This window comes from Aeromonas media, from assembly GCF_000819985.1.
Classification (GTDB): Bacteria; Pseudomonadota; Gammaproteobacteria; order Enterobacterales; family Aeromonadaceae; genus Aeromonas; species Aeromonas media.
In genome coordinates this window covers 1-13,896 of sequence record NZ_CDBZ01000226.1, presented here as the reverse complement: position 1 = coordinate 13,896, position 13,896 = coordinate 1, and the positions used below count along the sequence as shown (strand labels likewise).

Below are 13,896 nucleotides of genomic sequence, written 5' to 3'. Positions count from 1 at the left end.
GTCGTATCTGGTTGCGTCAGACTGCAACAGTGGCGACAATCGTGACCAAATCACAGTGGAGAATCATCATGTTGGCCAAAGCCATGATCGAGAAGTTGAACGAGCAGATTAATCTTGAATTCTATTCCTCCAATCTCTACCTGCAGATGAGCGCCTGGTGCGAGGACAAGGGCTTCGAAGGGGCCGCTACCTTCCTGCGCAAACACGCCGCCGAGGAGCGCCAGCACATGGAGCGCCTGTTCACCTACGTGAGCGAAACCGGTGGCATGCCGCTGCTGGGGGCCATCGATGCGCCTCCCCACGAGTTCAACTCGCTGGGGGACATCTTCCGCACCACCCTGGAGCACGAGTTCCACATCACCAAGTGCATCAACGGCCTGGCCCATGTGGCATTCACCACCCAGGACTACTCCACCTTCAACTTCCTGCAGTGGTACGTGGCCGAGCAGCACGAAGAGGAGAAGTTGTTCAAGAGCATCGTCGATCGTCTGTCGCTGGTGGGCGAGGATGGCAAGGGTCTCTACTTCATCGACAAGGAGCTGGCCGAGCTGGCCAAGGGCGCCCCTGCCAGCATCATGGACGGCAACGCCTGATAGTCGTGGACACTTAGTGTTCAGCCAGTACAATACGGCCCCCTTGTGGGCCGTTTTCGATTGATGCTGACATGAAACCGCCGCTGTGGTTTCTGCCGGATGCGATGACGGCCCCTTGGCAGGGCCGTTTTTCTTTTGGTGGGTGAGTGACGATGAAGCAAGTGGATGTGGTGGTGATCGGGGCCGGGGCGGCTGGCTTGATGTGTGCGGCCCAGGCCGGTTATCGGGGGCGATCCGTGCTGCTGCTGGACAATGCCAAGAAACCGGGTCGCAAGATCCTCATCAGTGGCGGCGGTCGCTGCAACTTCACCAACCATCAGGCCGGTCCCCACGCCTTCCTCTCGGGCAATCCGCACTTCTGCAAGTCGGCGCTGGCGCGCTACACCCAGCAGGACTTCATCGATCTGGTGGACAGGCACGGGGTGAATTATCACGAGAAGACTCTGGGCCAGCTGTTCTGTGACGAGAGCGCCAAGGAGATAGTCGAGGTGCTGCTCACCGAGTGTGACTGGGCCGGGGTGACCCTGCAGTGCCAGACCGAGATCCTCTCCGTCAACAAGACGGATGACGGCTTCCTGCTCGACACCAGCAAGGGCGAGATCCGTTGCCACTCCCTGGTGGTAGCCACCGGCGGCCTCTCCATGCCCAAGCTCGGCGCCACTCCCTACGGTTTCAAGCTGGCGGAGCAGTTCGGCCTCACAGTGCTGCCCACCCGCGCCGGTCTGGTGCCCTTCACCCTGCATCAGGAACAGAAAGAAGCCTTCGCCGATCTCGCCGGGGTCAGCCTGCCGGTGGCGGTGACCGCCGAGGATGGCACCCGCTTCAAGGAGGCCATGCTGTTCACCCACCGCGGCCTCTCGGGCCCCGCCATCCTGCAGATCTCCTCCTTCTGGCTGGCGGGGGAGAAGATCCACATCAACCTGCTGCCCGAGCTGGATATACCGGCGGCCCTCAAGGCCTGGGCCCAGGCGCACCCTGCTCAGGAGCTGAAGACGGTGCTGGGGCGCGAGCTGCCCAAGCGCTTCGTCGACAAGCTGGTGGAGCTGGGCCAGCTGGTCAGCAAGCCGATGCGCCAGTACAACGAGCGGGAGCTGGACGCGGTTGCCACCCTGCTGGGGGATTGGCAGATACTGCCGAACGGCACCGAAGGCTATCGCACCGCCGAGGTGACCCTGGGGGGGGTGGATACCAACGAGCTCTCCTCCAAGACCATGGAGGCGCGCAAGGTGCCCGGTCTCTACTTCGTCGGCGAGGTGGTGGACGTGACCGGCTGGCTTGGTGGCTACAACTTCCAATGGGCCTGGTCTTCCGGCTGGGTAGCTGGCCAGTACTGCTGACCTACCCTTGCCTTCATCAACTTCAGACGCGGCCTGCTCAGGCCGCGTTTTTTATAGGCGGTATCCCTCGCGGGGCGGCCCGCTATCCCTTTCTAAGGGTTGGCAAGAACGCGGTCAGCAGGCCGATGAGCGGCAGGTAGGCGCAGAGCTGGTACACGGTCTCTATGTTGGTCGCATCGGCCAGCTGACCCAGCAGGGCGGCGCCTATGCCCCCCATGCCGAAGGCGAAGCCGAAGAAGAGGCCGGAGATGGTGCCGACCTTGCCGGGCACCAGCTCCTGGGCGTAGACCAGGATGGCTGAGAAGGCCGACGCCAGGACGAGGCCGATGATCACCGAGAGCACCGAAGTCCAGAACAGGTCGACGTGGGGCAGCAGCAGGGTGAAGGGGGCGACGCCCAGGATGGAGATCCAGATCACCCGTTTGCGGCCGATGCGGTCACCGACCGGCCCGCCGAGCACGGTGCCAGCCGCGACGGCAAACAGGAACGTAAACAGATGGAACTGGGCGCTATCCAGCGACAGGCTGAACTTGTCCATCAGATAGAAGGTGTAATAGCTGCTCAGGCTGGTCATGTAGAAGAACTTGGAGAACATCAACAGACCGAGGATGGCCAGCGACCAGCCGACCTGGCGGCGGCTCAGGCCACTGCCAGCATGGGCCTTCATCCGCTTGTGGAAGTTGGCCCCGTGATGGCTGGACCAGCGCCCGACCAGGCAGAGCACCATGACACCCACCAGGGCGAACAGCGAGAACCAGGCGGCGCTGCCTTGTCCCTGCGGCACTATGATGAGCGCGGCGAGCAGCGGGCCTATGGCCGAGCCGAGGTTGCCGCCGATCTGGAACAGGGATTGGGCCAGACCTGGCTGGTTGCCAGCCGCCATGCGGGCGACCCGGGAGGATTCCGGGTGGAAGACGGACGAACCCATGCCGATCAGCATGGCCGACAGCAGCACGGCGCCAAAGCTGCCCGCCTGTGACAGGGAGAGCAAGCCGATCAGGGTGAAGCCCATGCCGAGGGGCAGCGAATACGGCATGGGTCTGCGGTCGGTGTAGAGGCCGATCAGCGGCTGCAACAACGAGCCCGTGAACTGGTAGGTAAGGGTGATGAGCCCTATCTGGGTGAACGACAGATCGAGCCCCAGCTTCAACAACGGATAGATGGCCAGCAGCACCGACTGCATCATGTCGTTCAACAGGTGCGAGAAGCTGATGGCGGCAATCACCGGATACGCGGTGGTGTTCAGGGGGTCGGCTGAGGGTGTCGCGGCGATCGGCGTGTCGGTAATCAAGGTCTTGTCCATGGGTGAGGTATCTGCGGTTTCATACTCCCTCTACCATGCCCTATCCCGGTGTATCTGGACATAACCAAAGTGGGCGAACGCCAGGGTGGCTATCGATCGGTGTGCAAGGCGTTCATCCTGAAGGTGTGTGGATGGCAGGTCAGATCTTGTGCTTGGCGCGGGGCGGATTAGTATAGAAAGCCTGCCGCCGCTATCCGGCCCATCGCCCGCCATGGAGGGAACATGTTCGAAAGCCTGGGAGTCATCAACGTCTGGACCTATCTGGTGGGACTCTTCTTCATCATCATTGCGCCGGGACCCAACTCCATTTATGTGCTGCGTACCGCCACCGTACGGGGCATAGGACCGGGCTATCGCGCCGCCCTCGGCGTCTTTGTCGGCGATGCCATCCTCATCTTCTGCGCCTACCTGGGGATTGCTTCCCTCATTCGTACCACCCCCCTGCTGTTTACCCTGGTGCGTTACCTCGGCGCCATCTACCTGCTCTATCTGGGGGTGAAGATCCTCCATGCCAACTTCATTGCCCGGCGTGAAGGGCAGGAGTCTGCGGTCGAGCTGGGGGAGCGTTATTTCTCCAAGGCACTCACCTTGAGCCTCACCAACCCCAAGGCGATCCTCTTCTACGTCTCCTTCTTCGTGCAGTTCATCGACTTCAGCTATGCCCACACCTGGATCTCCTACCTAGTGCTGGCGGGCATGCTGGAAGCCATGAGCTTCGTCTATCTCACCCTGCTGATCTTCGGCGGCACTCTGGTTGCCCGCTTCTTTCGACGTAAACAGGGGCTTGCCCGGTTGGGCAATGGCCTGATCGGCCTGTTTTTCATGGGCTTCGCCGCCAGGCTGGCGACCCTGTCGTCCTGATGCCGTCCTTGCCTTCTCCATCGGGCTGAATATGGCAGCCCGATGCCTCTCTGGTACCTGCCTGCGGTACACTGGGGCCCGATGAGAGGGTCCCTCTCTTTTCAATCCTGCCGTTGTGGTCTCATGTCCCTGATTTGATCGGGGTCAGCCGTCCATGGCCAGATTCCTTCTATAGTGTGCCCCTCGTGGCCATAGGCCGGAGGCCCCATGCTCGAAAATCAGATGATGTTGTTGGCGGTGTTTGAGCGGGCGGCGCTGATGCTGATGACGCTCTTTCTCCTGACCCGCACCCGGCCGTTCCAGCGACTGTTCCAGAAGCGGGATCACACCCCGGCGGAGCTGGTGCTGGTGGCTTCCATCTTCTGCCTGTTTGCGGTGTTCAGCACCTATACCGGCATTCCGGTGGAAGGGGCGCTGATCAATGTGCGGATCATCGCCATCATCTCGGGCGGCATCCTGTTCGGCCCCTGGGTCGGCATTCCGGCCGGGGTCATCTCAGGCCTGCACCGTTACCTCATCGACATGGATGGTCACACCTCGATCCCTTGTCTCATCGCCAGCATCATCGCCGGTCTGCTGGCAACCTGGTTGCACCTGCGCTGCCGCAAGTCGCGGCTCTGGCTCTATGGCATATTGGCGGGCATGCTGTGTGAGGGGCTGACCATGTTGCTGATCTGGCTGCTGACCGAACCCCATGAGGTGGGGGTGGAAATCGTCAGCCACATCGCCTATCCCATGATCGCTGGGGCGCTCTGTATCGGCCTCATCATCAAGCTGGTGCAGGATCTGGATGACGAGAAGGAGCTGATTGCCGCCAAGCAGGCCAAGCTGGCGCTGGACATAGCGAACCAGACGCTGCCCTTCTTCCAGAAGGTTGATCGCCACTCCCTCGGTCAGGTGTGCGGCGTGATCAGGAGCGAGATCCATGCCGATGCGGTGGCCATCACGGATACCCGTGACGTGCTGGCCTACGTGGGGGTCGGCAAGGATTACTACGAGCTGGACGAGCACCACGCCATTAGCGGCATGACCCAGCAGGCGGTGCTGCTCGACCAGATCATCATCAACAACGATCTGCGCCAGTATCACCTCTCCGATTTCCACTCGGTCATCATTATTCCGCTGCGGGAAAACGGCTCGGTGAGCGGCACTCTCAAGATCTACTATCGCCGCACCCACAGCATCACCAGCTCCCTCAAGGAGATGGCGGTGGGCCTCTCCCAGCTCATCTCCACTCAGATGGAGGTGTCGCGCATCGAGCAGCTCAAGGAGATGACCCGCAAGGCGGAGTTCACCGCACTGCAGAGCAAGATCAACCCGCACTTCCTGTTCAATGCCCTCAACGCCATCTCGTCGCTGATCCGCATCCGGCCCCAGCAGGCGCGCCAGCTGATCGCCAATCTGGCGGACTACCTGCGCTACAACCTCAACAAGGGGGATGAGCTCATCGATATTCAGGAGGAGCTGCAGCAGGTGCGTGACTACGTGGCCATCGAGCAGGCCCGCTTCGGCGACAAGCTGGAGGTGGTGTTCGAGGTGGACGACGTACACATTCAGGTGCCGAGCCTGCTGTTGCAGCCCTTGGTGGAAAACGCCATCCTGCACGGCATCCAGCCCCGCAGCGCCCCGGGCCGGGTCATCATAGAGGTGAAACAGCTGGCGGGCGGTATCCGGGTGGCGGTGCGGGACACCGGCTACGGCATCAGCCAGACGGTGATCGACGGGGTGGCCGCCGGCCGGGTGGAGAGCCGCAGCATAGGCCTGATGAACGTGCATCAGCGGGTCAAGCTGCTGTACGGTGACGGCCTGCACCTCAAGCGGCTGGAGCCGGGTACCGAAGTCTGTTTCTATCTGCCGGATCAGGAGGCGATGCCATGTTGAGGGCCATCATGGTTGAGGATAAGGGTGTGCTGCGAGAGGTGTTGTCATGCTGACAGCCATTATTGTCGAAGATGAATGTTTGATACGGGAGGAGCTGGCCTCTCCTGCGTGCCTTCAGGGGGCAATGCCATGCTGAAAGCCATCATAGTGGAAGACGAATATCTGGCTCGGGAGGAGCTGATCTATCTGGTGAACCAGCACAGCCAGATCGAGATAGTGGCGAGCTTCGAGGATGGGCTGGAGGCCTTCAAATACCTGCAGGATCACGAGGTGGACGTGGTGTTCCTGGATATCCAGATCCCCTCCATCGATGGCCTGCTGCTGGCCAAGAACCTGCACAAGTCGAGCCATCCGCCCCACATCGTGTTCGTCACCGCCTACAAGGAGTTCGCGGTGGAGGCGTTCGAGCTGGAGGCGTTCGACTATATCCTCAAGCCCTACAACGAGCCGCGCATCATCAATCTGCTGCAAAAGCTCGAACATGCAGGCAAGTCGCAGGTGGGGCAGGGGAGCGAGCCGGGCACGCCGCACAATCGCACCGTCAATCTGGTGAAGGGGGAGCGCATCATCGTCACCCCCTGCGAGCAGATTTACTATGCGGAAGCGGACGAGAAGCTCACCTATGTCTACACCCGCACCGATCGTTATGTGATGACCATGGCCCTCAGCGAGTTTGTCAGCCGGTTGCCGGCGGAGGGTTTCTTCCGCTGCCACCGCTCCTACTGCGTCAACATCAACAAGATCCGCGAGATAGTGCCCTGGTTCAACAGCACCTATCTCATCCGGCTCCATGATCTGCCGTTCGAGGTGCCGGTCAGCCGCAGCAACATCAAGGCGTTCCGTCAGCTGATGCGCCTCTGATTGTCATTCATGCCCGCCGATCTGCATTTCATGCCTTAATCGATCGGCGCGAGCTGCGTCTTGCCTATAGTGGCCTCAATTTCCTTATGGCCATTCCCCGAGACGCATCATGACTAAAGAGATGAATCGCACCCGGTATCTGACCCTGATCGGTACCATCATCACCCAGTTTGCGCTGGGCTCCGTCTACACCTGGAGCCTGTTCAACGCCCAGCTCTCCGACAAGCTGGACGAGCCGGTCAGTCAGGTGGCGTTTGCCTTCGGTCTGCTCAGCCTCTCCCTGGCGGTGGCCTCCTCCCTGGCAGGCAAGCTGCAGGAGCGGTTCGGGGTGCGCAATGTCACCCTGGGGGCCGGCGTGCTGCTCGGCATCGGCTTCTTCCTCACCGCTCACGCCAGCAATCTGGCCATGCTCTATCTCTGTGCCGGCATATTGGTGGGCTTCGCCGACGGCACCGGCTACCTGATGACCCTCTCCAACTGCGTGAAGTGGTTCCCGGAGCGCAAGGGGCTGATCTCCGCCTGCTCCATCGGGGCCTATGGCCTCGGCAGCCTCGGCTTCAAGTACATCAACCTGCTGCTGCTCTCCAGCTCCGGCCTTGAGACCACCTTCCAGCTGTGGGGGCTGATTGCGATGTCCATGGTGCTGGTGGGCGGCATGCTGATGAAGGATGCGCCCCAGCAGGCTGCCTCCCTGCAGCAGACCGAGAGCCGTGATTTCACCCTGGCCGAGGCGATGCGCAAGCCGCAGTACTGGATGCTGGCGCTGATGTTCCTCACCGCCTGCATGAGCGGCCTCTACGTCATCGGCGTGGCCAAGGACATCGGCGAGAAGATGGTGGGTCTGCCTGCCGTGGTCGCCGCCAACGCCGTCGCCATCATCGCCATGGCGAATCTGGGTGGCCGTCTGGTGCTGGGCATTCTCTCCGACAAGATGTCCCGCATCCGGGTCATCACCATCGCCCAGTTGATCACCCTGGCCGGCATGGCGCTGCTGCTGTTCGTGCCGCTCAATGCCAACCTCTTCTTCGTGGCGGTGGCCTGCGTCGCCTTCAGCTTCGGCGGCACCATCACCGTCTATCCCTCCCTGGTGAGCGACTTCTTCGGTCTCAACAATCTGACCAAGAACTACGGCGTCATCTATCTGGGCTTTGGCTTGGGCAGCATCATAGGCTCTATCGTGGCCTCCCTGTTTGGCGGCTTCATGGCGACCTTCAACCTCATTCTGGTGTTGCTGGTGGTGGCCCTGGTGCTCTCTCTCACCATACGGCTGCCGGCCCCCGTTGCGGTGGCGGCGGATCGGGGCTGACCTGGTCCCCACTGCGGTAAAAAAGAAGACCCGGGCCTTGGCCCGGGTCTTTTCGTTGGTACCAGCGACGCTTAGCGCGGCGGCAGTCCCAACAGGGTGCGCAGCTGGCTGGCGGTGGCCTCGACCGCCGGCCAGTCGCGGCCAGTGACGGTCACATGGCCCATCTTGCGTCCGGGGCGGGCGTCGCCCTTGCCATAGAGGTGCAGGTGCACGCCGGGCAGGGCCAGGGCGCCGGCCCAGTCCGGCGTACCGTCTTGCCACAGATCCCCGAGCAGGTTGAGCAGGATGGCGGGCTGAACGTCAGCCTGCGCCGGCAGGGGCAGATCGCACAGGGCGCGCACCTGCAGCTCGAACTGGCTGCAGCCGGCGTTGTCGATGCTGGGGTGGCCCGAGTTGTGGGGGCGAGGAGCCATCTCGTTGACCAGCAGCGCGCCGCCAACCAGGAAGAACTCCACCGTCAGCACCCCCACATAGTCGAGGGCGGCGATGATGTGCTCGGCGATACGCTGGGCCTCTGCTTCCAGGGCCGGGACATTGGCCGGGGAGCGGGTCTGATCCAGGATGCCACCGCTGTGCCAGTTCTGCACCAGGGGCAGGGCGCTGATGGCACCGCTCGGGCTGCGGGCCAGGGTGAGGGCAAACTCCCCTTCCAGCGGCAGGCGCTTCTCCAGCACGCAGGGCACGCCGCTGACAGCCAGGGCAGCTGTCAGCTCGTCGGCCTGGTGGATAGTCCACTGTCCTTTGCCGTCGTAGCCTTCGCGGGCCGTCTTGAGAATGGCGGGGAAGAGGTCGCTGGGCAGGGCCGGCAGCGGCTCACCCGGCAACAGGGTCAGGTTCGGGGCGACCGGCACCCCGGCGCGGGTCAGGAAGGCTTTCTCTTCCCGGCGATCCTGACAGACACGCACGGCGCTGGCCGCAGGGCGCACCGGCAGGTGCTGTTCCAGCAGGGCCAGGGAGGCTGCTGGCACGTTCTCGAACTCGCAGGTGACGGCATCACAGCGACGAGCCAGCTCGGCCAGCGCCTCGGCGTCGTCATAGGTCGCCACTATCTGGGCGTCGGCCGCGGCGCCGGCGATGCTGGCAGGATCCGGATCCAGCACTATCACCTGATAACCGAGGCGATGGGCCGACATCACGAAATAGCGGCCGAGCTGGCCGCCTCCTAGCATGCCGAGGGTAGCGGGGGGCAGTATCATGCCGGGTCCTCCAGTTGCAGGGCCAGCACCCGATCGCGCTCGTTGGCGCGGAAGCTGTCGAGCTGCTGGTGATAGCGAGGGGCGTCGCCATCCTGGGCAACCGACAGCAGGGAGACGGCAAACAGACCGGCGTTGGCGGCACCCGCCTCGCCGATGGCGAAGGTGGCGACCGGCACCCCTTTGGGCATCTGCACTATGGAGAGCAGGGAGTCCATCCCCTTGAGCTGACGGGTCGGGATGGGCACACCGAGCACAGGCACTGTGGTCTTGGCGGCCAGCATGCCTGGCAGGTGGGCGGCCCCGCCAGCCCCGGCGATGATAGCGCGCAGACCGCGTTCGCGGGCACTGGCGGCATATTCGAACAGCAGATCCGGGGTGCGATGGGCGGAGACGACGCGCGCTTCATAGGGCACGCCGTGCTTCTTGAGGATGCGGGCGGCCGCTTGCATCACGGGCCAATCGGAGTCAGAGCCCATTACCAGGCCGATCATTGGGGGGGTCGTCATTACGGCTTCCTCGGGGGTGTCAAACGTTTGCCGCATGTTACCAAAAAGCCGTGGGACCTGGCTCAACATTTCTTGCGTCTGACCCCTTCAGATTGCGCCCAACGGCGGCCATGACAGAGGTGCAGGGCGGTAATTGTGCCACTCGACACCCTCTTGTGGGAAAAATGATGACAGAAATCCAGATGGCTATACATCCAATCCTGCTCTGCCTATAATCCCCCCGCTTTGGCGCATCATGCTTAAAAGGGAATCCGGTGAGAATCCGGAGCTGGCGCGCAGCGGTAAGGGGGAACGAAGCGACATCAGGGCACTGCCGTCAGGTGGGAAGCCGTCGCCGTAGGCCATCAGCCCCCAAGCCCGAAGACCTGCCAAAGTTCGTATTTCGGGCCGAGAGAAACCGGCCACGAAGTAGATGCTTACGCGAACTTAAGGATCTCTCATGTCCAAGAAATTATTGGCGGCTGCCCTGTTGCCAACGGCGGCTTTTGCCCAGTCTTCCCTTCCTGCCAATGACACCATGGTGGTCACCGCCAATCGGGTGGAACAACCCGTCAGTTCTGTGCTGGCCCCTGTGGTGGTGATCGATCGCGCCGAGATTGAATCCCGCCAGGTATCGAGCCTGACGGATCTGCTCAAGACCCTGCCAGGGGTACAGATCACCACCCTGGGTGGCCGGGGTCATATGAGCAGCCTCTTCATCCGCGGCACCAACTCCAACCACTCCCTGGTGCTAATGAATGGCCGCCCCATCGCCGCCATGGTGGCTGGCACGCCGGATCTCAGCCAGATCCCGCTCGGCAACATAGAGCGGGTCGAGTACATCCGCGGGCCGCGGGCCGCCGTCTACGGCTCGGATGCCATAGGTGGCGTCATCAACCTCATCACCAAGACCTCCGCCAGGAATGGCAGCGAGACCCACCTGAAGGGGGGCGCAGGCAGCCATGGATATGGTCAGGGCCAACTGCGCACCGTGCAGGCGCTTGGCCAACAGACCGACATGAACCTGCTGGTGGGCTATGAGCGGACCGATGGGTTCGACGTGGTGGCCGGTGCCCAGCAGCCGGATCGGGATGGTTTCGATAGCCTCAATGGCCAGGTCGGGATGAACCATGCCTTCAACGACGCCTGGAGTGCCGATTTCAACGCCCAGGGTTATGACAACCAGACCGAGATGGATGACGCCTATCAGTCGGCCGACCAGAGCCGGGTGAAGGCCTTCCAGTACGACGGTGGCCTCAAGTTCCAGAGCGCGACCCTGACCAGCCGGCTGGAAGCCAGCTACGGCGAGAACAAGCTGAAGAGCTGGCTGGAGAGCCAGGGGGAATCCAGTGCCCAGCCGATCCACACCGGCTTGACCCGCTTCTCCTGGATCAACAGCTGGAGCGGCATCGAGGGGCTCAACCTGACCGGTGGCGCCGATTGGCAGCAGGAGCAGATGAAGTCCGATTCGCGCAGCTATGGTCAGGCCTTCAATGCCCCGGATCGCGACAATACAGGTCTGTTTGCGGTGGGCAGCTATCGCTGGCAGGCCCTGCTGTGGGAGCTGTCCGGCCGTACCGATGACAACGAGCAGTATGGCCGTCACAACACCTGGTCCGCCGCCAGCGGGCTGGACATCGACGACAACCACAATGTGCGCTTGAGCTACGGCACCGGCTTCAAGGCGCCGACCTTCCTCGATCTCTACTATCCCGGTTATGAGAACCCGGATCTGAAGCCGGAAGAGAGCAAGAACCTGGAGCTGGACTTCTCCGGTCGTTACACCGCCTGGGATTGGTCAGTGAACCTCTATCGCAACCAGATCCAGAACCTGATTTCCTGCCAGAGCGCCTTCTCCAGCTGCAAACCGGACAACACGGATGCCGAGATCCGCGGCGTGGAAGTGGCGCTGGGGATGGAAACCGGTCCGCTCCATCATGACCTGAGCTTCGATTACACCAAGACCGAAGACAAGAACGATGGCGATCAGCCGCTGCTGCGACGCGCCAAGCAGAAGGCGAGCTGGCTGACGCAGGTACAGCTGGGCCAGGTGGATCTGTCGACCGAGCTACTCTACGTGGGCAAGCGTGACGACAAGAACTTCAGCAGCTTCCCCGCAGAGCGGGTGGTGCTGAGCTCTTACACCCTGGTCAATCTGGGGGCCAGCTACGGGGTGACACCTGCGCTGACCCTGGGCGGTCGCATCGACAACCTGTTCGATCGTGACTATGTCCCGGCCTATGGCTATGTCTCACCAGGCACCGAGTTCAAGCTGACCGCCGACTACCGTCTCTGATTTGCTGCTCTGCTTATATAGAGAGGAAAAAGCGAGGCCCCGTCTTGTACGGGGCCTTTTCTATTGGCCGTTGGCGGGAGTATGATCGCCGCCTCGCATCCAAGGGGGAGCTCTGGTGGCCAATATTCTCGTGTTCGACTCCGGTATGGGCGGCTTGACCGTCTATGGGGAGATCCGTCGCACCCTGCCGGCACACAACTATTTCTACTGCTTCGACAACGCCCACTTCCCCTATGGCGAGCTGAGCGAACCAGAGCTGATTTCTGCCTGCACCGGCTTGGTCAGCCACATGGTGGCCGCACACGCCATCGATCTGGTGGTGATCGCCTGCAACACGGCCAGCACCATAGCTCTGCCATCTCTGCGAGCCACCCTGAGCATTCCTGTGGTGGGTGTGGTGCCCGCCATCAAGCCTGCCGCCGCCCTGACCCGTAATGACTGCATCGGTTTGTTGGCAACCCCGGGCACCGTCAGCCGCGAATATACCCATGAACTCATCACCCAGTTTGCGCCGGGCAAGCGGGTGTTGCTCAAGGGGGCTACCGAGCTAGTGATCGAGGCCGAGCGCAAGCTGGCGGGACAGCCGGTCAACATGGCTCTGCTGCGAGAGGTGCTGGCTGACTGGATAGAAGGGGAGGAGAGACCGGATACCCTGGTACTGGGTTGTACCCATTTCCCGCTGCTGGGGGATGAAATCCGGCAACTGATGCCGGAGTGCCAACTGGTGGATTCGGGCAATGCGGTGGCAAGGCGGGTGGCCCATCTACTGACCGCGCTTCCATCCACCCTCATCGGTGAAGGACAGGGCCATGCTTATTGCAGCCTGCTGGATGCCCGGGCCCAAAAACTGACAGCCCCCTTGCAAGCATGGGGGCTGTCATCACTCGAAGAGGTGCTGTACTGAGTCTTCAGGCGTCGACCTCGGCGCCGTCCCTCTCATCCCTGTCCCGCTTGTCGTTGGCCTCACGTACCTTGAGGGTGCGCTGCTGATACTCCTTGTCATTGAGCGCGGCTATGGCCTTGGCCGCATCGGCGACCGGCATCTCAACAAATCCGAAGCCCCTGCGCTTGCCAGTGGCCTTGTCTTTCATCAGACGGACGGAAATCACCAGACCCTGCTCGGCAAAGAGCTCGCGCACGGCAATCTCGTTGGCACGGTAGGGCAGGTTGCCTACATATAAGGTGCATGTTTCTTGGCTGGCATTCTGCTCGGCCGCAGCAGCAGGAGCCCGGTTAAGGAACAGCGGTACCACGAAACCGCCAATGGCCAGACCTACGGCAAAAATCACTTCGGCTTTCAGGGAAAACTGCAGGGCCTGGGCAACCAGATAACCGACCAGCGCCAACACCAGAGCGAGAACGGCCGCCTGCACATAAACGGGAAACTTGGATAAATTCATCTTTAAAGACCTTTTGTAAATGAAAGCAAAAAAGGTGCAACACTCTATTCACCTCCATGGTAACCAGCTTTACGACAGGACGCTACCATGGACCACAAGGGACACATTATCCGCTTCAGTATGGCATTCCTTAAGCAAGGAAGACCCGGTTAAATGCCAATAAAACAGAGCTGAAATCATTGGCTTGTGGATAACATTGTATATATACACTGGGTAAGCTGTTTCTAACTGGATAATTTGAAGTTTCCGTGACTTTCTTCAAAAAATCCCTTGTCATCGTGATCTGGCTCCCTATAATGCGCCCCTACCAGCACGGCGGAACACGCCGGACTGATGAGCCAGCTTCCTTGTGAAGTGGGCGCCGAAAGAAAAGCGAA

The 13,896-nt window shown here is 61.5% G+C and carries 12 protein-coding genes and 1 riboswitch; of the genes, 8 read left to right on the top strand and 4 right to left on the bottom strand.

What is annotated here, in order from left to right; translation table 11 throughout:
* Positions 1-68: 68 nt before the first annotated feature.
* Both ftnA and BN1127_RS20215 read left to right on the top strand, forming a co-directional pair.
* Positions 69-593, top strand: a complete 525-nt coding sequence (ftnA, locus tag BN1127_RS20220) for a non-heme ferritin (protein ID WP_005326403.1) — start codon at positions 69-71, stop codon at positions 591-593.
* Positions 594-745: 152 nt separating this feature from the next.
* The gene (locus tag BN1127_RS20215) at positions 746-1,930 is read left to right on the top strand and encodes a BaiN/RdsA family NAD(P)/FAD-dependent oxidoreductase (RefSeq protein WP_042650639.1); all 1,185 of its coding nucleotides are present in this window, start codon (positions 746-748) and stop codon (positions 1,928-1,930) included.
* Between the two features lie 82 nt (positions 1,931-2,012).
* Here the strand turns inward: BN1127_RS20215 and BN1127_RS20210 are convergent, their stop codons facing one another.
* Positions 2,013-3,233, bottom strand: a complete 1,221-nt coding sequence (locus BN1127_RS20210; protein WP_005326405.1) for an MFS transporter — start codon at positions 3,231-3,233, stop codon at positions 2,013-2,015.
* 222 nt (positions 3,234-3,455) lie between these two features.
* Between BN1127_RS20210 and leuE the strand changes: the two genes are divergently transcribed.
* The 4 genes from leuE (at position 3,456) to BN1127_RS20190 (ending at position 8,142) form a co-directional block, all read left to right on the top strand.
* Positions 3,456-4,094 (top strand): leucine efflux protein LeuE, encoded by a 639-nt coding sequence (gene leuE, locus BN1127_RS20205; protein ID WP_005326407.1) that lies wholly within the window; start codon positions 3,456-3,458, stop codon positions 4,092-4,094.
* Positions 4,095-4,301: 207 nt separating this feature from the next.
* The gene (locus BN1127_RS20200) at positions 4,302-5,975 is read left to right on the top strand and encodes a sensor histidine kinase (RefSeq protein ID WP_005326409.1); all 1,674 of its coding nucleotides are present in this window, start codon (positions 4,302-4,304) and stop codon (positions 5,973-5,975) included.
* Positions 5,976-6,104: 129 nt separating this feature from the next.
* Positions 6,105-6,836: a LytR/AlgR family response regulator transcription factor gene (locus tag BN1127_RS20195; RefSeq protein ID WP_005326410.1), complete on the top strand. Its 732-nt coding sequence runs from the start codon at positions 6,105-6,107 to the stop codon at positions 6,834-6,836.
* Between the two features lie 109 nt (positions 6,837-6,945).
* Positions 6,946-8,142: an L-lactate MFS transporter gene (locus BN1127_RS20190; protein ID WP_042650638.1), complete on the top strand. Its 1,197-nt coding sequence runs from the start codon at positions 6,946-6,948 to the stop codon at positions 8,140-8,142.
* 71 nt (positions 8,143-8,213) lie between these two features.
* On the opposite strand, the gene BN1127_RS20185 is transcribed toward BN1127_RS20190, so the two are convergent.
* Both BN1127_RS20185 and purE read right to left on the bottom strand, forming a co-directional pair.
* Positions 8,214-9,338 carry a 5-(carboxyamino)imidazole ribonucleotide synthase gene (locus BN1127_RS20185; RefSeq protein WP_042650637.1) on the bottom strand — a complete coding sequence of 375 codons (1,125 nt, stop codon included), beginning with the start codon at positions 9,336-9,338 and terminating at the stop codon, positions 8,214-8,216.
* Positions 9,335-9,844, bottom strand: a complete 510-nt coding sequence (gene purE, locus BN1127_RS20180; protein WP_042650636.1) for a 5-(carboxyamino)imidazole ribonucleotide mutase — start codon at positions 9,842-9,844, stop codon at positions 9,335-9,337. Before purE ends, BN1127_RS20185 begins: the two co-directional genes overlap by 4 nt.
* Before the next feature lie 209 nt (positions 9,845-10,053).
* A riboswitch (cobalamin riboswitch) is annotated at positions 10,054-10,231 on the top strand.
* A 52-nt stretch (positions 10,232-10,283) separates the two neighbouring features.
* Here purE and BN1127_RS20175 point away from each other — a divergent pair.
* Positions 10,284-12,119, top strand: a complete 1,836-nt coding sequence (locus BN1127_RS20175) for a TonB-dependent receptor domain-containing protein (protein ID WP_042650635.1) — start codon at positions 10,284-10,286, stop codon at positions 12,117-12,119.
* Between the two features lie 115 nt (positions 12,120-12,234).
* Entirely contained in the window at positions 12,235-13,023 is a 789-nt protein-coding gene (gene murI / locus BN1127_RS20170) for a glutamate racemase (protein WP_042650634.1), read from the top strand.
* A gap of 4 nt (positions 13,024-13,027) precedes the next feature.
* Here the strand turns inward: murI and BN1127_RS20165 are convergent, their stop codons facing one another.
* Entirely contained in the window at positions 13,028-13,519 is a 492-nt protein-coding gene (locus tag BN1127_RS20165; RefSeq protein WP_005326417.1) for an RNA recognition motif domain-containing protein, read from the bottom strand.
* Between the last annotated feature and the right edge of the window lie 377 nt (positions 13,520-13,896).